Source organism: Nonlabens sp. YIK11 (genome assembly GCF_001413925.1).
Classification (GTDB): domain Bacteria; phylum Bacteroidota; class Bacteroidia; order Flavobacteriales; family Flavobacteriaceae; genus Nonlabens.
Window position 1 is genome coordinate 1,169,525 of the sequence record NZ_LBMJ01000001.1, and the last position, 26,899, is coordinate 1,196,423.

General features: G+C 47.1%; 9 protein-coding genes and 1 tRNA gene. 8 read left to right on the forward strand and 2 right to left on the reverse strand.

Going from position 1 to position 26,899, the window contains the following annotated elements:
* Positions 1–53 precede the first annotated feature (53 nt).
* Positions 54–1,097 (forward strand): NAD(P)/FAD-dependent oxidoreductase, encoded by a 1,044-nt coding sequence (locus AAU57_RS05275; RefSeq protein WP_055411922.1) that lies wholly within the window; start codon positions 54–56, stop codon positions 1,095–1,097.
* Between the two features lie 29 nt (positions 1,098–1,126).
* Here the strand turns inward: AAU57_RS05275 and AAU57_RS05280 are convergent, their stop codons facing one another.
* Positions 1,127–1,507: a DUF983 domain-containing protein gene (locus AAU57_RS05280; protein WP_055411923.1), complete on the reverse strand. Its 381-nt coding sequence runs from the start codon at positions 1,505–1,507 to the stop codon at positions 1,127–1,129.
* Positions 1,508–1,564: 57 nt separating this feature from the next.
* On the opposite strand from AAU57_RS05280, the gene AAU57_RS05285 reads away from it, so the two are divergent.
* The 5 genes from AAU57_RS05285 (at position 1,565) to AAU57_RS05305 (ending at position 9,536) form a co-directional block, all read left to right on the forward strand.
* Entirely contained in the window at positions 1,565–3,493 is a 1,929-nt protein-coding gene (locus tag AAU57_RS05285) for an ABC-F family ATP-binding cassette domain-containing protein (RefSeq protein ID WP_055411924.1), read from the forward strand.
* A gap of 107 nt (positions 3,494–3,600) precedes the next feature.
* The gene (locus AAU57_RS05290; protein WP_055411925.1) at positions 3,601–4,770 is read left to right on the forward strand and encodes an efflux RND transporter periplasmic adaptor subunit; all 1,170 of its coding nucleotides are present in this window, start codon (positions 3,601–3,603) and stop codon (positions 4,768–4,770) included.
* Complete coding sequence (locus AAU57_RS05295; RefSeq protein WP_055411926.1) at positions 4,767–7,994, forward strand: efflux RND transporter permease subunit; 3,228 nt, start codon at positions 4,767–4,769, stop codon at positions 7,992–7,994. The genes AAU57_RS05290 and AAU57_RS05295 overlap by 4 nt, the downstream gene beginning before the upstream one ends.
* Positions 7,987–9,360, forward strand: a complete 1,374-nt coding sequence (locus AAU57_RS05300) for a TolC family protein (RefSeq protein WP_055411927.1) — start codon at positions 7,987–7,989, stop codon at positions 9,358–9,360. Before AAU57_RS05295 ends, AAU57_RS05300 begins: the two co-directional genes overlap by 8 nt.
* On the forward strand, positions 9,357–9,536 hold the full coding sequence (locus tag AAU57_RS05305) for a CPXCG motif-containing cysteine-rich protein (protein WP_055411928.1): 180 nt from the start codon (positions 9,357–9,359) through the stop codon (positions 9,534–9,536). Before AAU57_RS05300 ends, AAU57_RS05305 begins: the two co-directional genes overlap by 4 nt.
* Before the next feature lie 45 nt (positions 9,537–9,581).
* On the opposite strand, the gene AAU57_RS05310 is transcribed toward AAU57_RS05305, so the two are convergent.
* Positions 9,582–10,046: a ferritin-like domain-containing protein gene (locus AAU57_RS05310; protein ID WP_055411929.1), complete on the reverse strand. Its 465-nt coding sequence runs from the start codon at positions 10,044–10,046 to the stop codon at positions 9,582–9,584.
* 217 nt (positions 10,047–10,263) lie between these two features.
* On the opposite strand from AAU57_RS05310, the gene AAU57_RS05315 reads away from it, so the two are divergent.
* Positions 10,264–10,336, forward strand: a tRNA-Met gene (locus tag AAU57_RS05315).
* A 518-nt stretch (positions 10,337–10,854) separates the two neighbouring features.
* A complete protein-coding gene (locus AAU57_RS14985; protein WP_055411930.1) occupies positions 10,855–26,889 on the forward strand; it encodes a gliding motility-associated C-terminal domain-containing protein in 16,035 nt (5,344 codons plus the stop codon).
* Positions 26,890–26,899: the final 10 nt, after the last annotated feature.

The following is a 26,899-nucleotide window of genomic DNA, read 5'->3' on the forward strand; positions in this document are numbered from 1 at the left end:
GCCTTGCATTGCAAGGCTTTTTTTATGCGCTATTGTGAGTACTTTTGAACCCTATGAAAGACGTGATTATAGTTGGTGGTGGTATTTCTGGAACTACGCTGGCATGGCAGTGGTTTTTGCAAGGTAAATCGGTGCAGTGGTATGCAGACGGCATCAAGTCTTCTAGCCATGTCGCTGCTGGTGTTTTTAATCCAGTAGTTCTTAAAAGATTCAGTCCTATCTGGAAGGCTCAAGAACAGCTGGACTTCATGTTTCCTTTTTACAAAGAGGTCGGGAAATATCTGGAAACCTCAGTCATAGAACTTCTACCCGTATGGCGTCGTTTCCACGACTCAAAAGAGCGCGCCACGTGGACGAGAAAGTCTGTTAGGGAAGATCTGGACAATTTGATGCTAACGGAGCCTACAGACGATGCAATTGACGGAATTAAAGCCGACAATGGTTATGGTATTGTACGGCATACCGGATGGCTAGACACATTAAGTTACATGAAGAGTTCCATGGACTTCTTCACTTCAAGAAACGAATTCTTTGAGGAAGGTTTTGATTATGACAAGCTTTTCATATCAGACGATCTAGTTACTTACAAAGATATTACCGCCAAAGCAGTGATTTTTGCCGAAGGAAACCAACTGCCGCACAATCCATGGTTTCATAAATTGCCGTTACAGGGCAATAAGGGAGAAATTCTCATTATACGTTGTCCAGGTCTACAATTGCAACAGATTGTCAAATCCTCAGTTTTCTTGATGCCCTATCGTGACGACTTGTTTTGGGTTGGTGCTACATACGATCGTGAATATGAATCTGTACAACCATCCCAAAAGGCAAAGGATTTTTTGATTTCAAAACTGGAAACCTTTTTAGAACTGCCCTATGAAATCATAGACCACAAAAGCGGTATACGACCTACCACAACCGATAGAAGGCCATTCCTGGGATCGCACAAAGAGTTCAAAAACCTGTACGTTTTTAATGGTATGGGAAGTCGAGCATCACTGATCGCGCCTTGGGCGTCAAAGTGCCTCTTTGACTTTATCTATGAAGGCATTAGCTTGCCCGCTGAAATGGATATTTTCAGATTTGAAGACCAATAAATAGAGGAATTCAATCGCTGATTCTAGAGCTATTTGCTAGCCTTTTCAGGATCGTAATCCATAAATATATTGATCCAGATATTACGAGAAAGCCTGATGATAATGGGCAGTCCCAGAATCATCACCGCCATGATCACAAAAAAGATACTCAGCGGCGTCATGTTAAATACAAAGTAGGTGATCACAAAAGTCGCAATAGCAATCGCCACGCCTACACCATAACTTACATACATGGAGCCATAGAAAAAGCTAGGCTCAATCTTGTATTTAGTCCCGCAATGAGAGCAGCGCTCGTTCATCTCTTGGGTTTTACTCGGTTTGTAGAGATTGCTGCTGGTGTACATGGATTCTTCCTGGCATACAGGACATGTGCCGGTAAAAATACTGTAGATTTTAGTGCCTTTTAGCATGGGAAAACTTTAGCGTTCATTTTGATAGATGCATCTTTGCAAAGATACAATTTTACTATGCTTAACATCCATGATTTGCACGTCAGCTTTGGCGGCGAACCGCTTTTTGAAGAAATAACTTTTAGGCTCAACGCAGGCAATCGCGTGGGCTTGATAGGAAAAAATGGAGCTGGAAAATCCACGATGCTTAAGGTCATAGCCGGCGATATTCCTGCAGATCAAGGTTCGCTCGCGATTGAGAAAGATGTGAGTATAGGGTTCCTTAGACAGGACATCGATTTTGAAATGGGTAGAACGGTGCTGGAAGAGGCGTATACCGCTTTCGCGAAAGCGAGATCCATAGAAGCCGAAATGGATAAAATCAACCAACAACTAGCCACAAGAACGGACTATGAATCTGATTCCTATATGGAATTGATACAGTCCATAGGCGACCTCACTCATGAGTACGAGATCATTGGCGGTTACCAGTACAAAGGTGAAACCGAAAAAATCCTGAAAGGTCTCGCTTTCAAACCAGAACAGTTTGACAAGCTTACAGACGAGCTGTCTGGTGGATGGCGCATGAGGATTGAATTGGCAAAATTGCTGTTGGAAAAGCACGACATCCTGCTGCTGGATGAGCCTACCAACCACCTGGATATAGACTCCATACTTTGGCTGGAGCAATTCCTGCAAACCTATCCTGGTGCCGTGGTGATCGTGAGCCACGATAAGATGTTTCTTGACAACGTGACCAATCGTACTATTGAGATAAGCCTAGGTCGCATCTATGACTACCCAAAACCGTATTCGAAATTTCTGGAGTTGCGTGCAGAGCTTAGAGAGCAGCAAGCCGCAACGGCCAAGAATCAGCAAAAGGAAATTGAGCGCACAGAAAAACTGATTGAGAAATTTAGGGCCAAAGCCAGTAAAGCCACCATGGCGCAATCACTGGTCAAGAAGCTCAATAGAATGGATGTGGTCGAGGTGGATCAAGTGGATAATGCTGCCATGAACATCAATTTTTCCCAGTCCATACAGCCTGGAAAAATTGTTTTGGAACTGGAACAGATCCAGAAGTCCTATGCCGATAAAAACGTACTGCGCAACATCGACCTGATGGTGGAACGTGGAACAAGACTGGCCTTTGTAGGTCAAAACGGTATGGGAAAATCTACACTGGCCAAAATCATTGTAGGAGACATCAAGGATTACAAGGGTAAAGTCAACCTGGGACACAATGTTCAGTTGGGCTATTTTGCACAAAATCAAGCCGAATATCTGGATGGAGAGAAAACCATACTGGATACCATGATCGACGCTGCAGACGATAGCAATAGGGTTAAGGTGCGAGACATGTTGGGATCTTTCCTATTCCGTGGTGATGAGGTGGAGAAAAAGGTGAAAGTCCTGAGTGGTGGTGAGCGCAACAGGTTGGCATTATGTAAACTTCTGCTGCAGCCATTCAACGTGTTGATTATGGATGAGCCTACCAACCACCTGGATATACAATCAAAAAACGTCCTGAAACAGGCACTTGTCAAGTTTGAAGGCACCTTGATCGTGGTGTCTCACGACCGTGAGTTTTTGCAGGGATTGACAGACTTGGTGTATGAATTTCGCGATCATAAATTACATTCGTACCTGGGCGATATCAATTATTATCTGGAGCAACGCAAGGCTCGCGATATGCGTGAGATTGAGAAGAGCACTAAGGTGGAGACGAGTTCGCTTTCGCGAAAGCGAGATACCTCAGACAGCAAACCATCCTATGAGCAGCAAAAAAAGATCAAATCACTCAACAACCGTTTGTCCAATGCTGAATCTGAGATCAATAAGCTAGAGCGTGATATCAAAAAAATGGATGCAGATCTCGCAGCGAATTATGAAGAGACCGCAGCAGATGCTACTTTCTTTGACAAGTATAAGGCCAAGAAAAAATCGCTGGATGAATGGATGAAAAAGTGGGAAGAAGTATCTGAAGAAATAGATGCCTTGGACTAGGTTAAAAGAATAGTTGTATAAACAGCTTTAAGGTTTTCTTAACGTCACGCTTGCAGTGGTAACCTAGTTTTGCGGTTATTAGTTATCAATTTTAGCTTTTCAAATTCATGCGTAGGATCATTCTTATAATTCTCGCTGTTGTGATAATTGCTGGTGCCGCCATAGGTGCAAAGCTTATTATCGACAGTAAAACGGCTCCCAAGCCACAGGTCAAAAAGGAAGTTAAGATTGTCACGACAGATACCGTCCGCAATTCTACCATTCCTATTGTGATTCCTGCAAATGGCAACCTACAGGCAAAGCGCCGTATTGAGTTGTATGCAGAAGTTAGTGGTGTTTTTAGAAACTCTGGCAAACTCTTTAGAACAGGACAAAAGTATCGCGCTGGAGAGACCTTGATCCTTATTGATAATACAGAGTTCTATTCACAGGTAAGAAGTTCTAGAGCCACGCTCAATAATCAGATCACGGCCATCATGCCTGATCTGCGTCTGGACTATCCAGAATCCTACAGTCAATGGCAGGCTTATCTGGATAACTGGAATATGAATGGCACCACACCAGCATTGCCAGATCCTGTCAATGACAGAGAAAAGTATTTCATTACGGGAAGAAATATCTACACCACTTTTTACAATATCAAAAACCTAGAAAACCGGCTGGTAAAATACCGCATCACGGCACCATTTTCTGGTGTGCTTACTGATGCCATGGTTACAGAAGGAACCCTTGTGCGCAACGGTCAGCAATTAGGAGAATTTATTCAAACCGGTATTTATGAAATGCAGGTTTCCATCAGTGCAGAGTTTGCTGATTTGCTGGAGATAGGCGAAAAGGTGCTTTTAAATAACATTTCAGGTAGCAAGAGTTATCAAGGTGAAGTTACCAGGGTCAACGGAAAAGTGGATCAGGCTTCACAAACCATATCGGTAGTGATAGAAGTAAAGGATGAAGATCTCAAAGAAGGCATGTATCTCACGGCAAACCTAGATGCACAGAATATTGAAAATGCGGTAGAATTGGACCGCAGCCTTCTTCAAGGTGCCAATCAATTGTTTGTCGTGCGTGAAGGAAAACTGGAACTGGTAAAGGTAAGTCCAGTATTCTTTTCTGATAAAACCGTGGTTCTAAAAGGACTTGAAAACGGAACCGTCATTATTTCCCAAGCAGTCTCTGGAGCCTATGAAGGCATGATCGTAAAGACCGAAGAGCAAGCAAAAAAGGATAACGCGAGTAAAACTGATGCAACCGCATCTGAAGGGAATACAGACGCATGAGATCCATCATTGCATATTTCATAAAACACCATGTGGCGGTTAATGTTGTTATTGCAGCATTTACGATTTTTGGTATTCTGGGAATGTTGTCGCTTAAATCTTCTTTTTTTCCATTAGTAGATTCAAAAATCATAACTATCAACGTGACCTATCCTGGAGCATCGCCTCAAGAGATTGAAGAAGGTGTGGTGCTTAAGATTGAGGATAATCTCAAAGGAATCGAGGGAATTGATAGGGTGACTTCAGCTTCACGAGAGAATTCGGGAACGATTACGGTCGAGATCATTAAAGGTTACAATATTGACTTCATGCTATTGGAAGTCAAGAATGCGGTGGACCGCGTGCCGTCCTATCCTGTGGGAATGGAGCCACTAGTAGTCGCAAAAAGAGAAGAGTCCAGACCTACCATCACCTTTGCTTTAAGCGGTAAAAACGTGCCATTGCGCACCTTGAAGCAATTGGCAAGAGATGTGGAGAATGACTTAAGAGGTATTGACGGGATTTCTCAAATTGAAATCACCGGTTATCCTGCCGAAGAGATTGAGATCGCAGTTAATGAAAACACCTTATTGGGATATGACCTTACATTTCAAGAGGTGGCAAACGCCGTGGCAAGCTCCAACATCTTAACTACTGGTGGGAACATCAAAACAGATGTGGAAGAATACTTAATACGAGCTAATAATAGGTCGTACTATGGTGATGAGCTCAACTATATTCCAGTACGTACCAGTACCGATGGAACCACGGTATTCCTTAAAGATGTTGCAGTAGTTCGCGACCGATTTGCCGAATCTCCAAATGCATCCTACTTTGACGATGAGCGTGCGGTGAACATGACTGTGACCAGTACCAATGCCGAAGATCTCATAGGCAGTGCCGATAAGGTCAAGGAGTATATTGAAGAGTACAATCAGCGATTTACGAATGTTCAAATCAATGTGGTTAGCGATCGATCCATTACTCTAAATCAAAGAACGGCTTTATTAACTGAGAACGCGATCATAGGAATGCTGCTGGTATTACTATTTCTGTCGGTATTCTTAAACACTAGATTGGCGTTTTGGGTGGCTTTTGGTTTGCCTATTGCGTTTTTAGGGATGTTCATCTTTGCAGGGCAATTTGATGTTACCATCAATGTGTTATCTCTTTTTGGAATGATTATCGTTATCGGAATTTTGGTGGATGATGGTATCGTGATTGCTGAGAATATTTATCAGCATTATGAGGACGGAAAGGATCCTGTGACGGCAGCTATCGACGGGACGATGGAAGTTATTCCGCCTATCATGAGTGCCATCATTACCACTATTCTGGCCTTTTCTACCTTCTTGTTTTTGGATGGTAGGATAGGAGAGTTTTTCAGTGAGGTGTCTGTCATTGTAATTTTGACCTTGTTGGTCTCGCTGGTCGAGGCGTTGATCATTTTGCCAGCTCACTTGGCACATTCCAAAGCCTTGCAACCTAAGTCTGACAAACCTAAAAAAGGTATTGCCAAAGCATTCCAAAAAATGCGACTGGTCAATGAATATGGCGATAAGGCAATGAACTGGATGCGCGATAAAGCTTATGCGCCAGCATTGCGATTTGCTTTGAAGAATCAGTTTTTGACCTTTGCTTTTTTTGTTGCTGCCTTACTATTGACCATCGGTTCTGTTGGTGGTGGCGTGATAGGAGTAACTTTATTCCCTCAAATTTCAAGTGATCAGGTTTCGGTCACATTGGAAATGCCCAATGGAACTGCAGAATCCATTACAGACAGCATTATAAGCTCCATTCAGGAAAAGGCACAAATCGTCAATAAGGAATTAACTGAAGAATATTTGACCGATGAGGTGTATGGTGATAGCGTCATGCTTTTTGAGAATATTATCAAATCACAAACGTCATCATCTTCGGCCAATTTATCCATTAACCTATTGCCTGGAGAAACCAGACCAGAAGCATTAAAATCTCCCATCGTTGCCAATAGGCTACGGGAACTGGTAGGTGTCGTTCCAGGCGCCGAGACCTTGAACTTTGGTTCTGGAGGGAATTTTGGTGGTAGTCCAGTATCAGTTTCGTTGTTAAGTAACAATATTGAGGAGCTCAAAGCAGCTACCGAAGATTTCAAGGAGATCTTAAGTCAAAACCCGTTGCTCAAGGACATTGAGGATAACGATCCCGCAGGAATCAAGGAAATCAAGTTAGAATTGAATGACAATGCATATGCGTTGGGACTTAATTCCAGAGCCGTCATGAGCCAGGTGCGTTCTGCATTTTTTGGTCAAGAGGCACAACGTTTCCAGCGCGGCCAGGACGAGATACGGGTTTGGGTACGTTATGAACGGGACAACCGTAACAGTATCAAAGACATGGATGAACTGCGCATTCAGACACCAGCTGGTGATCGAGTGCCGTTGCGGGACATCGCAGACTATACCATTGAGCGTGGTGATGTGGTCATCAACCACTTAGAAGGTCGTAGGGAAATACTCGTGAGTGCAGACCTCAAGGACCCTAATCAAAGCGCGACAGATGTACTCACTGATATTCAGGATAATATAATTCCAGAATTACAGAAAAAGTATCCAACAATCTCACCTAATTACCTGAGTGGACAAGCCCGTGAAGCGGAAAAGATTTCTAGTAGCGCCAGCTTTATTTTTCCGTTGGTCTTACTCATCATTTATTTTGTGATTGCCTTTACCTTCCGTAGTGGGACGCAACCTATTATGTTGATTTTATTGATCCCTTTTAGTTTTGTGGCGGTCGCTTGGGGACACTGGATTCATGGCTTCCCGGTGAATATCTTGAGCATGCTGGGAATCATAGCCTTGATAGGTATTATGGTAAATGATGGACTCGTTCTTATTGGAAAGTTCAATTCGTTGATTGAAGAAGGACTAGACTTTGACGATGCCCTTTTTGAGGCTGGTAAGAGTCGTTTCCGCGCTATATTTTTGACCTCATTGACTACCGTTGCTGGACTTGCGCCACTCTTGCTTGAAAAGAGCCGTCAAGCACAATTCCTCAAACCTATGGCAATTTCCATCTCTTATGGTATAGGGATCGCTACGGTTTTGACCTTGTTGCTGCTGCCGTTGTTCCTCAGTTTTGGGAACAATAGTAAAGTATGGATCCACTGGTTGCGTACTGGAGAAAAAGTAAGTAAGCGATCTGTCACGAGCATCGCCAAAGAAGAGGAAGCACTAGATGAATTTGACGATACGAAAGATGAATAAGAAGCTTCAAATAGTTGGGTTGATGGTGATTTTGTTCGCTTTCGCGAAAGCGAATTCCCAACAAGCACCAGAACCTTTATTATCCAGGCAACAAGCCGTTGAGCTGATGTTGCAAAACAATTTTGATATCCAGATCTCTGAAAATCAACTTGAGGTTGCAGATAATAATAAGGATATACTCAATAGTGGTTATCTGCCTACTGTTTCCGGTACCGCTGGTGCGAACTATAGTAATACGGACAATCGAACTGAATTTGGCTCGACAAGGGATGACAACGGTGTGCTCGTTCCGCCTAGAGCTCCCGTAATTTTAAATGATCAAATTTCACGGCGTTATAATGCGAGCATAGGCGCAGATTATTTGCTGTTTGATGGTTTGGGTAGATTCTATAACTATAAGATTTTACAGGAACAGTACAACCTTTCAGATCTGCAGGTAAGACAAGTTGTTGAAAGCACCACCGTGCAGCTCATGACAGTGTATTATGAAGTTGCCCGGCTTACTGAAAATCTAAGCATATTTAGAGAGACACTCAACAATACTCGAGAAAGAGAGACGCGCGCCAAATATCAATTTGAATACGGCCAGGTCAATAAACTTGAGGTGCTCAATGCACAAGTTGATATCACTACAGACAGCATCAATATCCTCAACGCCAAACAGAACCTGGAAAATGCCAAAAGGGATCTGAATCTTGTCATGAATCGAGAGATTGATGCCGCTGCATTTACGGTTGATACGCTGGTAACTCTTAAGCCAGAATTAGAGGTCATCAGTTATTTGGAAGAAGTGGATGATAACGTACGCCTCATGCTCGCGCGTAGCAATGTCCAGATAAGCGAATGGGATGTGAATACCGCCAAAGCATTGCTGCTACCTAGAATAGGTCTGAGCGGTAGCTACGGTTGGAATAGGGCAGAAGATCCAGAAAGCGCGTTTTTCCCATCCAGGACGAGTACTAGTGATGCCCTAAATTTAGGCGCTACACTTACTTGGGACATTTTTGATGGTGGTCGTTCCATCACAGGCATTAGAAATGCAAAAATCACTGCCGAAAATGAACGTCTGCGTTTACAGCAAACTGAAAAGCAAGTGATGCGTGACATAGCAAATGCTCGTGGGAATTATCAAAATGCCATTGCTATTTACAATTTGCAAACCCAGAACGTAGAGACCAACCAAAACAATTTTGATAGATCTCAAGAACGTTATCGCTTGGGACAAATTACAAGCATAGAATTACGTCAAGCCCAAATCAATCTGGTCAACGCCCGAACCACTCGCAATCAAGCAAAGTATGTTGCTAAGCTTGCAGAAATACAGCTCCTGCAACTGGCTGGCGAACTTTTATCACAGCCTTTATGATAGAATACTTCTTTTCATGTCCACACTGCTGGCAGGAAATAAGTATGCTGCTGGATCCTGCTTACTCACAAACCTATGTTGAGGATTGTGAGGTGTGCTGCAACCCCATAGAAATCACGGTGCAATTTGAAGAAGGAGAACTGCTCCATTTTGAAGCTAAAGAAATAGGCCAATAAAAAAAAGCCGCTCCTCGAGCGGCTTTTGATAGAGTCTTTTATTTCTTAATCATCCAGATGGTCTGCAATATCTTCAAGTCTTTTAATATGGTTGATGGTGGCCTTTATCTCATCCTTTTGAGCTTCAAGGACACTTACAATAGTTTGTGGCAGCTCGTTTTTATGTTCTAGAATTTGAGAATACTCTTCTACAGCAGCATTTTCACCTCTTAAACATTCTTCAAGAATGGTTTCATCCTTATTGCTGCTTAATGCGGCCTTGATATTCATCCAGCTACGGTGTACATCACCTTGAAAGGAGCCGTCAAATTCTGGATGTTCATTCATTCCTTTCATTTCGCCAGCGATGCTCGCGGCATATTGAGTGCGTCTGGCACCTTGTTGGGCAAACCAACGTTTGAGTTGTACATTTTCGGTCACCTCGGCGGCGTTGGCATAACCTCGTTGTGCATCATATGTTTTCTCTAGAATGCTTTGAAGGTATTTTTCGGTTTTTACTTTAGTATCCATTTTTTTATTTTGAAGTTATACATTCTTCAAGTGCTAATATCCTAAGCTCTTGTCATTTGAGAATAGTTTAACTATGCCGATCCATCAAACACAAATTTAGCTTGCAGGAATAACGGAATGGTTGTATATTTGCCATCCCAATCGAAAGAAAGGGACGTTTTTCAGGTAAGCTTATTACTTACAGGCTCTTTGCCAAGTTGAAAAATAACATTTACATCGCGGGATAGAGCAGTAGGTAGCTCGTCGGGCTCATAACCCGAAGGTCACTGGTTCGAGTCCAGTTCCCGCTACTACAAACCCTTCAGGAAACTGAAGGGTTTTTTTTGTACTATTTTTCTAGAATTTCTCACAATATCAATCCTTGTTACGCTTTCCTGGGATTCCTTGAGATTTCTTTACTTTATTAAATTGTAGGAAAAAACCTTAGGAGTGTATTGATTGTTAGCTAGTTGCGTGGTCAAATTGAGTGCGCTTTCGCGAAAGCGTAATTCTTTAAAATCTGGTGTTTAACGGTTGAAAATTTTGGGTGTTTTGATCTTTTTTATGAAAAATTAACTCATTCGGCCTCTTAATTTTAACCATAGTTACTTTATTAAAGGTATTAAATACTTTAATCGTTTAATTCCCAAGCAAAGCGAAAGTATTTGCAAGCGTCAGTAATTAGAGTAATTTTGTTGGTCTAAGAGGCGATAAGCCTTGAGGCAATGTTACTAAAGTTAGGGGATTAGTATCAGCTGCACATTTTTTGTTTTTGCAATTAGGTGAGTTCCCTTATTTAGTGCTATTGAATCATTTAATCAAATAGTCAATGAGCAACTCTACTTTTGTAAAAAAATCTTCACTACGTTTTTTACTATTATTTATTATTGGATTGTCTTCGCTTACTGCGATAGGTCAATCGCGTTCCTGTTTAAGAGAGAACTGTTTTGAGGTCGTTTCCTTTTCTTCGACTCCTGTTATCGACAATGGAGGAGCTCCACTTGCGGTCGGTACTCGTTATCGATTTGCAAATGCAGCAGGATCAATTAATCAAAACCCTGCTATCGACGTTCTGGTAACCATACTAGAGCTTAATAGAACGCAGCTTCTCGAAATCGATGTTACCAGTAGTGGTTTAGCAAGAGCGTTCCAGCCAAGGTTAAATACTAACGTTTCTGGAGAGCTTAGTGCCTTATTTAGAATTGACCTTGTTATTAGTGGAACGAACACGCCTGCAACAAGTGTTTGTTTTTATGCGACACCATTTGATATAGATGGAGCATTGTATGCTGACGGGCCTCTTCAAGAATTCCAAGAACTTTCATTAACCGATGCGTACACGAGGTCTGCTGTAACAGAGATTGATATTACCCAAAATGGTAATATCATTAGAGGACGTAACGTAGATAATCAAACGGCGCCGTCTGCAAACGACAGCCCAATTTCTGAAGATCCTCGTTATACGTTTAGTAACTATTATGAAAATAGAAATTCTTTTACTTTTCGAATAGGTAAAATAGGAAACGGTAGACAGCCTGATAGGTATTATGCCCTGGTATTAGAGCGCGCTCAATATCAACAACCGGTGACAGTTTTCGTTACTCAACCGTTAATATGTGGTACGGTTCGTCGTGATGACGGCACGCCTATTTCTGGAGTCACCGTGAGGTTGGAACGTCCTGACGGGACTTTAATTGCTACAACTACAACTGGAGCTAATGGTGCTTATCAATTCCAAGTGACTCGTGATCCTAATCAAGGTTTTGAAGATTTTGTCGTTAGAGAGGTGGACCCTGCTACTGATGTTCCAACTGGCTTTGCATTGGCTTCGGTTTCAGATGTAGATGGTGCTAACGATAATAGAATTAATGTGAGGCTGTTTGAGGCTTCTATCGTTAATCGTGATTTCGTTGACGGTCCTGACTTTGACCGTGATGGTGTTGCGGACTCTGTGGATCTAGATGATGATAATGATGGGATAACTGATGTTGACGAAGGTGGTAACACTGCTAATAATGATAATGACGCCTTCCCAAATAGAATAGATAGAGATGCAGACAACGATGGATGTACGGATGTTATTGAAGGTGGCTTTCAAGATCCTGACGGTGATGGTCAGGTAGGTGGCCAGCCAGTTACGGTTAATGCTAATGGTTTGGTGACAAGTGGCGGCGGTCAAACAGTGAATGCAGCCGGAACTGATTATAACGTACGACCAGCAGACGGAAACAACAATGGGACTTCAGATGCCAGAGAAGCTGGCACCCCAATTGTAATTACTTCGCAACCTCAAAACGATACGGCTATTATCGCAGGGAATAATACCACCCAATTTAGTGTTACAGTTACAGGAAGTAATCCTGTATATAGATGGCAAGTGAGTACAGGTGGAGCATTTACTAATATTTCTAATAATGCTAATTATAGTGGTGTAAATACGAATACGCTTACAGTAACTAACGCACCGGCTTCATTTAATAGAAACCTTTATAGAGTTATAGTAACTAGTTCGTCATATAAATGTTCAAACGTTACCAGTAATTCAGCTTTACTTATCGTAGGGTCTTCTCTCGCGATTACAAAAGCAGACAGGCCTGGTACTTACAATTCAGTAGGTCAAACGATCACTTACGATGTAGTCGTTACTAACACAGGTAATTCCACTTTATCCAATATTTCTCTTACAGATAACAATGGCACTCTTAGTCAGACTCAGATAGCGTCTCTTGCTGCTGGAGCATCTGTAAATTTAACTAGTACACACTCTATTACTCAGCCAGAACTTGACGCGGGAAGAGTTTTGAATCAAATTTCAGGAACTTCAACAAATCCTACTGGCGATACAATCACCGATTTGTCTGATGACCCTGGAAACAATACAAATGTTGACACCAATGGTAATGGTAATCCCGATGACATTACGGTCACTCCTTTGACAACAAACGGTGCTATTGCGATCATCAAGACTGGAACTTTCACTGATAGTGGCAGCGGAACGGCAGCGAATAACAATGACGGTAGAGCGCAGGTAGGCGAGGTGATCACCTACAGCTTCACTGTAACGAATACGGGTAACCAGACCCTTACCAATGTTAGGGTTACGGATCCATTATTGGTGGCGCCAAACGGTTCGATCACAGGTGGTCCTATTGCGAGCCTTGCGCCAGGAGCAACCAATGCTACGACTTTTACGGGAAGCTATAGAGTTACCCAGGCAGACATCAACACTGGTCGATTCAGCAATCAGGCTACAGCTATTGGGACGACCCCACAGAACACACAGGTCACGGACCTTTCGGATGACAACAGCAATCTACAGAACGATCCAACGGTAACCACGGTTCCTTCTGCTCCTTCCATTGCGATCATCAAGACTGGAACTTTCACTGATAGTGGCAGCGGAACGGCAGCGAATAACAATGACGGTAGAGCGCAGGTAGGCGAGGTGATCACCTACAGCTTCACTGTAACGAATACGGGTAACCAGATCCTTACCAATGTTAGGGTTACGGATCCATTATTGGTGGCGCCAAACGGTTCGATCACAGGTGGTCCTATTGCGAGCCTTGCGCCAGGAGCAACCGATGCTACGACTTTTACGGGAAGCTATAGAGTTACCCAGGCAGACATCAACACTGGTCGATTCAGCAATCAGGCTACAGCTATTGGGACGACCCCACAGAACACACAGGTCACGGACCTTTCGGATGACAACAGCAATCTACAGAACGATCCAACGGTAACCACGGTTCCTTCTGCTCCTTCCATTGCGATCATCAAGACTGGAACTTTCACTGATAGTGGCAGCGGAACGGCAGCGAATAACAATGACGGTAGAGCGCAGGTAGGCGAGGTGATCACCTACAGCTTCACTGTAACGAATACGGGTAACCAGACCCTTACCAATGTTAGGGTTACGGATCCATTATTGGTGGCGCCAAACGGTTCGATCACAGGTGGTCCTATTGCGAGCCTTGCGCCAGGAGCAACCAATGCTACGACTTTTACGGGAAGCTATAGAGTTACCCAGGCAGACATCAACACTGGTCGATTCAGCAATCAGGCTACAGCTATTGGGACGACCCCACAGAACACACAGGTCACGGACCTTTCGGATGACAACAGCAACCTGGAGAATGATCCAACGGATACGGACCTTCCCGAGGACAGCGAGATATCGATCATCAAGACGTCGGTGTTCAACGATGAGAACGGCGATGGCTTCGCACAGTTGGGCGAGACGATCAGCTACAGCTTCGAGGTAACGAACAGTGGAGCTACGACCCTAACGAACGTAACGGTAACGGATCCACTACTTGATGGTGCCAACGGTACGTTGACTGGCGGTCCCATCGCTACACTGGCACCAGGAGCAACGGACACGACGACCTTTAGTGGAAGCTACACGATCCAGCAGTCCGACATCGATGCGCAGAGCGTATCGAACCAGGCTACGGCTACGGGAACGACACCCGACGGAGATGATGTCAGCGACCTTTCGGATGACAACAGCAACCTGGAGAATGATCCAACGGATACGGACCTTCCCGAGGACAGCGAGATATCGATCATCAAGACGTCGGTGTTCAACGATGAGAATGGCGATGGCTTTGCACAGTTGGGCGAGACGATCAGCTATAGCTTCGAGGTAACGAACAGTGGAGCTACGACCCTTACGAATGTAACGGTAACGGATCCACTACTTGATGGTGCCAACGGTACATTGACTGGCGGCCCGATCGCGAGCCTTGCACCTGGAGCGGTGGACACGGCTACCTTTAGCGGAAGCTACACGATCCAGCAGTCCGACATCGATGCGCAGAGCGTATCGAACCAGGCTACGGCAACGGGAACGACACCTGATGGAGATGATGTCAGTGACCTTTCGGATGACAACAGCAACCTGGAGGACGACACGACCGTGACGGACCTTCCCGAGGACAGCGAGATATCGATCATCAAGACCTCGGTTTTCAACGATGAGAATGGCGATGGCTTTGCACAGTTGGGCGAGACGATCAGCTACAGCTTCGAGGTAACGAACAGTGGAGCTACGACCCTAACGAACGTAACGGTAACGGATCCACTACTTGATGGTGCCAACGGTACGTTGACTGGCGGTCCCATCGCTACACTGGCACCAGGAGCAACGGACACGACGACCTTTAGTGGAAGCTACACGATCCAGCAGTCCGACATCGATGCGCAGAGCGTATCGAACCAGGCTACGGCTACGGGAACGACACCCGACGGAGATGATGTCAGCGACCTTTCGGATGACAACAGCAACCTGGAGAATGATCCAACGGATACGGACCTTCCCGAGGACAGCGAGATATCGATCATCAAGACGTCGGTGTTCAACGATGAGAACGGCGATGGCTTCGCACAGTTGGGCGAGACGATCAGCTATAGCTTCGAGGTAACGAACAGTGGAGCTACGACCCTTACGAACGTAACGGTAACGGATCCACTACTTGATGGTGCCAACGGTACATTGACTGGCGGCCCGATCGCGAGCCTTGCACCTGGAGCGGTGGACACGGCTACCTTTAGCGGAAGCTACACGATCCAGCAGTCCGACATCGATGCGCAGAGCGTATCGAACCAGGCTACGGCAACGGGAACGACACCTGATGGAGATGATGTCAGCGACCTTTCGGATGACAACAGCAACCTGGAGGACGACACGACCGTGACGGACCTACCCGAGGACAGCGAGATATCGATCATCAAGACCTCTGTGTTCAACGATGAGAATGGCGATGGCTTTGCACAGTTGGGCGAGACGATCAGCTACAGCTTCGAGGTAACGAACAGTGGAGCTACGACCCTAACGAATGTAACGGTAACGGATCCACTACTTGATGGTGCCAACGGTACGTTGACTGGCGGTCCCATCGCTACACTGGCACCAGGAGCAACGGACACGACGACCTTTAGTGGAAGCTACACGATCCAGCAGTCCGACATCGATGCGCAGAGCGTATCGAACCAGGCTACGGCTACGGGAACGACACCTGATGGAGATGATGTCAGTGACCTTTCGGATGACAACAGCAACCTGGAGGACGACACGACCGTGACGGACCTTCCCGAGGACAGCGAGATATCGATCATCAAGACCTCGGTGTTCAACGATGAGAACGGCGATGGCTTCGCACAGTTGGGCGAGACGATCAGCTACAGCTTCGAGGTAACGAACAGTGGAGCTACGACCCTAACGAACGTAACGGTAACGGATCCACTACTTGATGGTGCCAACGGTACATTGACTGGCGGCCCGATCGCGAGCCTTGCACCTGGAGCGGTGGACACTGCTACCTTTAGCGGAAGCTACACGATCCAGCAGTCCGACATCGATGCGCAGAGCGTATCGAACCAGGCTACGGCAACGGGAACGACACCTGATGGAGATGATGTCAGTGACCTTTCGGATGACAACAGCAACCTGGAGGACGACACGACCGTGACGGACCTACCCGAGGACAGCGAGATATCGATCATCAAGACCTCGGTTTTCAACGATGAGAATGGCGATGGCTTTGCACAGTTGGGCGAGACGATCAGCTATAGCTTCGAGGTAACGAACAGTGGAGCTACGACCCTAACGAACGTAACGGTAACGGATCCACTACTTGATGGTGCCAACGGTACGTTGACTGGCGGTCCCATCGCTACACTGGCACCAGGAGCAACGGACACGACGACCTTTAGTGGAAGCTACACGATCCAGCAGTCCGACATCGATGCGCAGAGCGTATCGAACCAGGCTACGGCAACGGGAACGACACCTGATGGAGATGATGTCAGTGACCTTTCGGATGACAACAGCAACCTGGAGGACGACACGACCGTGACGGACCTTCCCGAGGACAGCGAGATATCGATCATCAAGACGTCGGTGTTCAACGATGAGAACGGCGATGGCTTCGCACAGTTGGGCGAGACGATCAGCTACAGCTTCGAGGTAACGAACAGTGGAGCTACGACCCTTACGAATGTAACGGTAACGGATCCACTACTTGATGGTGCCAACGGTACATTGACTGGCGGCCCGATCGCGAGCCTTGCACCTGGAGCGGTGGACACGGCTACCTTTAGCGGAAGCTACACGATCCAGCAGTCCGACATCGATGCGCAGAGCGTATCGAACCAGGCTACGGCAACGGGAACGACACCTGATGGAGATGATGTCAGTGACCTTTCGGATGACAACAGCAACCTGGAGGACGACACGACCGTGACGGACCTACCCGAGGACAGCGAGATATCGATCATCAAGACCTCGGTTTTCAACGATGAGAATGGCGATGGCTTTGCACAGTTGGGCGAGACGATCAGCTACAGCTTCGAGGTAACGAACAGTGGAGCTACGACCCTAACGAACGTAACGGTAACGGATCCACTACTTGATGGTGCCAACGGTACGTTGACTGGCGGTCCCATCGCTACACTGGCACCAGGAGCAACGGACACGACGACCTTTAGTGGAAGCTACACGATCCAGCAGTCCGACATCGATGCGCAGAGCGTATCGAACCAGGCTACGGCTACGGGAACGACACCTGATGGAGATGATGTCAGTGACCTTTCGGATGACAACAGCAACCTGGAGAATGATCCAACGGATACGGACCTTCCCGAGGACAGCGAGATATCGATCATCAAGACGTCGGTGTTCAACGATGAGAACGGCGATGGCTTTGCACAGTTGGGCGAGACGATCAGCTACAGCTTCGAGGTAACGAACAGTGGAGCTACGACCCTAACGAATGTAACGGTAACGGATCCACTATTGGTGGCGCCTAACGGCAGCCTTACCGGCGGCCCGATCGCGAGCCTTGCACCTGGAGCGGTGGACACGACGACCTTTAGCGGAAGCTACACGATCCAGCAGTCCGACATCGATGCGCAGAGCGTATCGAACCAGGCTACGGCTACGGGAACGACACCCGACGGAGATGATGTCAGCGACCTTTCGGATGACAACAGCAACCTGGAGGACGACACGACCGTGACGGACCTTCCTAAAAATGCTAGAATATCTTTGATTAAAATAGGGGTTTTCAACGATGAGAACAATGATGGAGTGGCGCAGGTTGGCGAAACTATAAGTTATTCTTTTGTAGTAACAAATACCGGAAATGTTACATTAACTAACGTTATTATTGCAGACCCGTTATTAGTGGCACCAAACGGCAGTCTTACGGGTGGTCCTATTGCGAGCCTTGTACCTGGCGCAAGTGATTCGAATACGTTTGTAGGAACTTATACTTTATCCTTAACTGACGTAAACGCATTACAAGTCAGCAATCAAGCAACGGTCGAAGCACAAGATCCCGATAATTCGAATGTTACGGATCTATCAGATGATAATAGTAATTTCGAAAACGATCCTACTATAACCACTTACGATGCCGTCGATGCGATTACCCTTATTAAAAGAGGAACCTTTAATGATGAGAATGGAGATGGGTCCGCTCAGGTGGGTGAAACTGTTAGTTATGCATTTACTATAAGAAATGCGGGTAATAGGACAATTACTAACATTATCTTATCTGACCCATTATTACAAGGAATAAATGGTTCACTTTCTGGCGCTCCTATTGCGAGCCTTGCACCTGGTGCGGTAGACATGACGACCTTTAGTGGAAGCTATACGATCCAGCAGTCGGATATTGATAATTTACAAGTCACGAATCAAGCAATTGTTACTGGACAAGATCCTGATAATAATAATGTCACGGATACTTCTGATGATAATAGTCCAATTGAGGATGACACGACCGTGACGGACCTTCCCGAGGACAGCGAGATATCGATCATCAAGACGTCGGTGTTCAACGATGAGAACGGCGATGGCTTCGCACAGTTGGGCGAGACGATCAGCTATAGCTTCGAGGTAACGAACAGTGGAGCTACGACCCTTACGAATGTAACGGTAACGGATCCACTACTTGATGGTGCCAACGGTACATTGACTGGCGGCCCGATCGCGAGCCTTGCACCTGGAGCGGTGGACACGGCTACCTTTAGCGGAAGCTACACGATCCAGCAGTCCGACATCGATGCGCAGAGCGTATCGAACCAGGCTACGGCAACGGGAACGACACCTGATGGAGATGATGTCAGTGACCTTTCGGATGACAACAGCAACCTGGAGGACGACACGACCGTGACGGACCTACCCGAGGACAGCGAGATATCGATCATCAAGACCTCGGTTTTCAACGATGAGAATGGCGATGGCTTTGCACAGTTGGGCGAGACGATCAGCTACAGCTTCGAGGTAACGAACAGTGGAGCTACGACCCTAACGAACGTAACGGTAACGGATCCACTACTTGATGGTGCCAACGGTACGTTGACTGGCGGTCCCATCGCTACACTGGCACCAGGAGCAACGGACACGACGACCTTTAGTGGAAGCTACACGATCCAGCAGTCCGACATCGATGCGCAGAGCGTATCGAACCAGGCTACGGCAACGGGAACGACACCTGATGGAGATGATGTCAGTGACCTTTCGGATGACAACAGCAACCTGGAGGACGACACGACCGTGACGGACCTTCCCGAGGACAGCGAGATATCGATCATCAAGACGTCGGTGTTCAACGATGAGAACGGCGATGGCTTCGCACAGTTGGGCGAGACGATCAGCTACAGCTTCGAGGTAACGAACAGTGGAGCTACGACCCTAACGAACGTAACGGTAACGGATCCACTACTTGATGGTGCCAACGGTACGTTGACTGGCGGTCCCATCGCTACACTGGCACCAGGAGCAACGGACACGACGACCTTTAGTGGAAGCTACACGATCCAGCAGTCCGACATCGATGCGCAGAGCGTATCGAACCAGGCTACGGCTACGGGAACGACACCCGACGGAGATGATGTCAGCGACCTTTCGGATGACAACAGCAACCTGGAGAATGATCCAACGGATACGGACCTTCCCGAGGACAGCGAGATATCGATCATCAAGACCTCTGTGTTCAACGATGAGAATGGCGATGGCTTTGCACAGTTGGGCGAGACGATCAGCTATAGCTTCGAGGTAACGAACAGTGGAGCTACGACCCTTACGAATGTAACGGTAACGGATCCACTACTTGATGGTGCCAACGGTACGTTGACTGGCGGTCCCATCGCTACACTGGCACCTGGAGCGGTGGACACGGCTACCTTTAGCGGAAGCTACACGATCCAGCAGTCCGACATCGATGCGCAGAGCGTATCGAACCAGGCTACGGCTACGGGAACGACACCCGACGGAGATGATGTCAGCGACCTTTCGGATGACAACAGCAACCTGGAGAATGATCCAACGGATACGGACCTTCCCGAGGACAGCGAGATATCGATCATCAAGACCTCTGTGTTCAACGATGAGAATGGCGATGGCTTTGCACAGTTGGGCGAGACGATCAGCTATAGCTTCGAGGTAACGAACAGTGGAGCTACGACCCTTACGAATGTAACGGTAACGGATCCACTACTTGATGGTGCCAACGGTACGTTGACTGGCGGTCCCATCGCTACACTGGCACCTGGAGCGGTGGACACGGCTACCTTTAGCGGAAGCTACACGATCCAGCAGTCCGACATCGATGCGCAGAGCGTATCGAACCAGGCTACGGCTACGGGAACGACACCCGACGGAGATGATGTCAGCGACCTTTCGGATGACAACAGCAACCTGGAGGACGACACGACCGTGACGGACCTACCGGATGACAGTGACATATCGCTGCTTAAGGAGAGCACGTTCAACGATGAGAACGGTGACGGCTTTGCACAGTTGGGCGAGACGATCAGCTACAGCTTCACCGTAACGAACACCGGAGCGACTACGTTGGCGGATATCACGATCACGGATCCACTATTGGTGGCGCCTAACGGCAGCCTTACCGGCGGACCGATCGCTACATTGGCACCTGGAGCGGTAGACACGACGACCTTTAGCGGAAGCTACACGATCCAGCAGTCCGACATTGATGCCGGAACGGTATCGAACCAGGCACTTGCCACGGGAACGAATCCTGATGGGGACGATGTGACGGATACCTCTGATGACCCTAACAACCCGACGGATGAGGATCCTGACGGCGACGGTGACCCAGACGATCCAACGGATACGGACCTACCGGATGACAGTGACATATCGCTGCTTAAGGAGAGCACGTTCAACGATGAGAACGGTGACGGCTTCGCACAGTTGGGCGAGACGATCAGCTACAGCTTCACCGTAACGAACACCGGAGCGACTACGTTGACGGATATCACGATCACGGATCCACTATTGGTGGCGCCTAACGGCAGCCTTACCGGCGGACCGATCGCTACATTGGCAACTGGAGCGGTAGACACGACGACCTTTAGCGGAAGCTACACGATCCAGCAGTCCGACATTGATGCCGGAACGGTATCGAACCAGGCACTTGCCACGGGAACGAATCCTGATGGGGACGATGTGACGGATACCTCTGATGACCCTAACAACCCGACGGATGAGGATCCTGACGGCGACGGTGACCCAGACGATCCAACGGATACGGACCTTCCGGATGACAGTGACATCTCTTTGTTGAAGGAGAGCAGGTTCAACGATGAGAACGGTGACGGCTTCGCACAGTTGGGCGAGACGATCAGCTACAGCTTCACGGTAACGAACACCGGAGCGACTACGTTGACGGATATCACGATCACGGATCCACTATTGGTGGCGCCTAACGGCAGCCTTACCGGTGGACCGATCGCGAGCCTTGCACCTGGAGCGGTGGACACGACGACCTTTAGCGGAAGCTACACGATCCAGCAGTCCGACATTGATGCCGGAACGGTATCGAACCAGGCACTTGCCACGGGAACGAATCCTGATGGGGACGATGTGACGGATACCTCTGATGACCCTAACAACCCGACGGATGAGGATCCTGACGGCGACGGTGACCCAGACGATCCAACGGATACGGACCTTCCAGATGACAGTGACATATCGCTGCTTAAGGAGAGCACGTTCAACGATGAGAACGGTGACGGCTTCGCACAGTTGGGCGAGACGATCAGCTACAGCTTCACCGTAACGAACACCGGAGCGACTACGTTGACGGATATCACGATCACGGATCCACTATTGGTGGCGCCTAACGGCAGCCTTACCGGCGGACCGATCGCTACATTGGCACCTGGAGCGGTAGACACGACGACCTTTAGCGGAAGCTACACGATCCAGCAGTCCGACATTGATGCCGGAACGGTATCGAACCAGGCACTTGCCACGGGAACGAATCCTGATGGGGACGATGTGACGGATACCTCTGATGACCCTAACAACCCGACGGATGAGGATCCTGACGGCGACGGTGACCCAGACGATCCAACGGATACGGACCTTCCAGATGACAGTGACATATCGCTGCTTAAGGAGAGCACGTTCAACGATGAGAACGGTGACGGCTTCGCACAGTTGGGCGAGACGATCAGCTACAGCTTCACCGTAACGAACACCGGAGCGACTACGTTGACGGATATCACGATCACGGATCCACTATTGGTGGCGCCTAACGGCAGCCTTACCGGCGGACCGATCGCTACATTGGCACCTGGAGCGGTAGACACGACGACCTTTAGCGGAAGCTACACGATCCAGCAGTCCGACATTGATGCCGGAACGGTATCGAACCAGGCACTTGCCACGGGAACGAATCCTGATGGGGACGACGTGACGGATACCTCTGATGACCCTAACAACCCGAGGGATGAGGATCCTGACGGCGACGGTGACCCAGATGATCCAACGGATACGGACCTTCCGGATGACAGTGACATCTCTTTGTTGAAGGAGAGCAGGTTCACGGATGAGAACGGCGACGGCTTCGCACAGTTGGGCGAGACGATCAGCTACAGCTTCACCGTAACGAACACCGGAGCGACTACGTTGACGGATATCACGATCACGGATCCACTACTTGATGGTGTCAACGGTACATTGACCGGCGGACCTATCGCTACACTGGCCCCAGGGGATGTGGATGAGACCACGTTTACGGGAAGCTACACGATCCAGCAGTCCGACATTGATGCGGGAACGGTATCGAACCAGGCACTTGCCACGGGAACGAACCCTGATGGGGACGACGTGACGGATACCTCTGATGACCCTAACAACCCGAGGGATGAGGATCCTGACGGCGACGGTGACCCGGATGATCCAACTGATACGGACCTTCCGGATGACAGTGACATCTCTTTGTTGAAGGAGAGCAGGTTCACGGATGAGAACGGCGACGGCTTCGCACAGTTGGGCGAGACGATCAGCTACAGCTTCACCGTAACGAACACCGGAGCGACTACGTTGACGGATATCACGATCACGGATCCACTACTTGATGGTGTCAACGGTACATTGACCGGCGGACCTATCGCTACACTGGCCCCAGGGGATGTGGATGAGACCACGTTTACGGGAAGCTACACGATCCAGCAGTCCGACATTGATGCGGGAACGGTATCGAACCAGGCACTTGCCACGGGAACGAACCCTGATGGGGACGACGTGACGGATACCTCTGATGACCCTAACAACCCGAGGGATGAGGATCCTGACGGCGACGGTGACCCGGATGATCCAACGGATACGGACCTTCCGGATGACAGTGACATCTCTTTGTTGAAGGAGAGCAGGTTCACGGATGAGAACGGCGACGGTTTCGCACAGTTGGGCGAGACGATCAGCTACAGCTTCACCGTAACGAACACCGGAGCGACTACGTTGACGGATATCACGATCACGGATCCACTACTTGATGGTGTCAACGGTACATTGACCGGCGGACCTATCGCTACACTGGCCCCAGGGGATGTGGATGAGACCACGTTTACGGGAAGCTACACGATCCAGCAGTCCGACATTGATGCGGGAACGGTATCGAACCAGGCACTTGCCACGGGAACGAACCCTGATGGGGACGACGTGACGGATACCTCTGATGACCCTAACAACCCGAGGGATGAGGATCCTGACGGCGACGGCGACCCAGATGATCCAACGGATACGGACCTTCCAAATAATAATGGCAGCTTCAGTATTTTGAAAGCAGCAGATCAAACAACATTCACACAGGTTGGTGATGTACTTACTTTCAGTATAACGGTGACAAACACTGGTGATCAAACGTTGAGTAATCTTGTTTTGACTGATGATAATGCAGATCCAGGAACATTGATTCCTTCCAGTTTTGCCTCTATAGCACCTGGTGAATCAGTGACAGCGGTGGCTAGTCACACTATTACAGAGGCTGACGTTAGAAACAAGAGAGCTATCAACTCCATATTAGGGACAGCTACTAATCCAGATGGAGATGTTGTGAACGATATTTCTGATGATCCAAATAATCCAGCTGATATTGATCAAAACGGTGATGGCGATCCAGACGATCCAACTATTGTCTATTTTGATTCTGATGGAGATGGAATACCAGATCCTATTGACTTAGATGACGACGACGACGGTATAACAGATATTGTCGAACTGGACGGCCAAGACCCAGATATTGACAACGACAATGACGGTGTTCCTTCTTACTTAGATGATGATGATAATGATTTCTTTGTTGGAAATGAAGATGGACTGGTAAACCCAACTACTGATTTAGATGGCGATGGGGTCCCTAATCATTTAGACTTGGATGTTGACAACGATGGAATCTATGATGTTGTTGAAAATGGTAATGGTGATTTAGATGCCGATAATGATGGTATGGTAGATGGACCAGCTGGTGATAACGGTATTCCTGATGCTGCTGAAGACGGTGGTGTTGATGGAGCTGGCGTTAGCAGCGATCCTCTTGAGTCTGATTTAGATGCTGATGACGTACCAAACTATAAAGATCAGGATTCTGATGGTGACGGTATAACTGACAACATAGAGTCGCAATCATCAAGTGGTTATGTCCCACCTAGTGGCGTTGACTCTGATGGTAACGGTGTCGATGACGCTTATGATACTTTGGGAACACCAATCAATCCGGTGAATACAGAAGTTGATTTCAACTATACCAACCAAGATGCGTTGCCTGATTATCTAGATTTGGATTCTGATGGTGATAATGTTCCTGATGCTATTGAAGGTACTGACTTCAATGCAGATGGTATACCTGATCTAACACCTTCTGGAACTGACGCTGATAACGATGGTTTAGACGATGCTTTTGATGGTTCAATTGGTGATCTTGACGATCCAAATGGTGTCTTAGTTATGGATGATGCCTTCGATCTACCTAACCGTGACGGTCTGAATGACAATCCTGATTTTAGAGATCAAGATGATGATGAAGATGGATTGTTGACTTTTGAGCCTGGTGGACCTGATAATGATCCGAATAATGGTGAAGACGTCAATAATGATGGCGATCCTACCAATGATGATACAGATGGAGACGGTACACCTAACTATCTAGATCCTATTGATGATACTGCGTTATTTGATTTAGATGATGATAATGATGGTATACCAGATATCGTAGAAGTTGGTTCTAATCCAGATATTGATAATGACGATGACGGTGTGCCTGCATACCTCGACGATGATGACAACGATCCACTGGTTGGAAATGATGATGGAGTTGTCAATCCAGAATTTGATACTGATGGTGATGGCATTCCTAATCATTTAGATTTAGATAGTGACAACGACGGTGTCTATGATGTGAATGAAACGGGTAACTCTGCGCTTGATGCTGATAATGACGGTATGGTTGATGGACCTGAAGGAGAAAACGGTATTCCTGATGCTGCTGAAGATGGCGGTATTGATGGAAATGGTGTTTCTCAAGCTCCTAGAGATACAGATCTAGATGCAATCCCAGACTATCTAGATCAAGATGCAGATAACGATGGTATCACAGATAATGTAGAGTCTCAAGAAACCTTTGGCTACATCGCACCTACCGGGAATGATGTAGATCGCAATGGAGTGGACGATGCGTATGACATTAATGGATCACCAATCGAGGAGTTTGATTTTGATGGTGACGGTAGTCCTGATTATATCGACACAGATTCAGATAATGATAACGTACCAGATCGTTTGGAAGGACATGATTTTGACCATAATGGTATCGCAGATGTATTACCTAGTGGAGCAGATGTTGATATCGATGGATTGGATGACAATTACGATGGTGACCTGAATGGCTTTGGAGATCCAGATGGACTAGAAGTAGATGGAGATCCTAGCGTACTTCCAGATCTTGATGGAACTGAAGATGTCGATTACAGAGACGTGGATGATGATGGTGATACAGTGGACACTATCTATGAAGATTATGATGGTGATAATGATCCAACAGATCAGGATACAGATTCTGATGGTATCCCAGATTATCTTGATGATAATGATGATGGCGACCCATTCCCAACTATTGATGAAGGTCCAGATCCTGATGGAGATCAAAACCCGAACACTGGTAATACAAGAGATACCGATGGCGACGGAATCTTCGATTACCTAGAGTTTGATGCGCCACCACCACCACCAACAGTGTGTGGAGATCCAGAAGTTTACAATGGTATCTCACCAGATGGTAATAACATCAATGACTTCTTAGTAATTGATCAAATTGAATGTTATCCAGAGAACAACTTAGCGATATTCAATCGTTGGGGAGTTGAAGTGTATAACACAGATAATTATGGTCAAGATGGAAATGTCTTTAGAGGAATATCTGAAGGTAGAATAACCATTGAGCAAGGTGATGAGTTGCCAGTAGGTACTTACTACTATGTATTTAACTACATAGACCTTGATGGCAATGGACAATCTAAGGCTGGATACATCTATATACAGAGATAGAAATTATGAG

Excerpts from the sequence above, each read along its gene's own strand:
- AAU57_RS05285 (WP_055411924.1), top strand. The coding sequence starts at position 1,565 with ATGCTTAACATCCATGATTTGCACGTCAGCTTTGGCGGCGAACCGCTT.
- AAU57_RS14985 (WP_055411930.1), top strand. The coding sequence starts at position 10,855 with ATGAGCAACTCTACTTTTGTAAAAAAATCTTCACTACGTTTTTTACTA.
- AAU57_RS05280 (WP_055411923.1), bottom strand. The coding sequence starts at position 1,507 with ATGCTAAAAGGCACTAAAATCTACAGTATTTTTACCGGCACATGTCCT.
- AAU57_RS05290 (WP_055411925.1), top strand. The coding sequence starts at position 3,601 with ATGCGTAGGATCATTCTTATAATTCTCGCTGTTGTGATAATTGCTGGT.
- AAU57_RS05310 (WP_055411929.1), bottom strand. The coding sequence starts at position 10,046 with ATGGATACTAAAGTAAAAACCGAAAAATACCTTCAAAGCATTCTAGAG.
- AAU57_RS05300 (WP_055411927.1), top strand. The coding sequence starts at position 7,987 with ATGAATAAGAAGCTTCAAATAGTTGGGTTGATGGTGATTTTGTTCGCT.
- AAU57_RS05275 (WP_055411922.1), top strand. The coding sequence starts at position 54 with ATGAAAGACGTGATTATAGTTGGTGGTGGTATTTCTGGAACTACGCTG.
- AAU57_RS05295 (WP_055411926.1), top strand. The coding sequence starts at position 4,767 with ATGAGATCCATCATTGCATATTTCATAAAACACCATGTGGCGGTTAAT.
- AAU57_RS05305 (WP_055411928.1), top strand. The coding sequence starts at position 9,357 with ATGATAGAATACTTCTTTTCATGTCCACACTGCTGGCAGGAAATAAGT.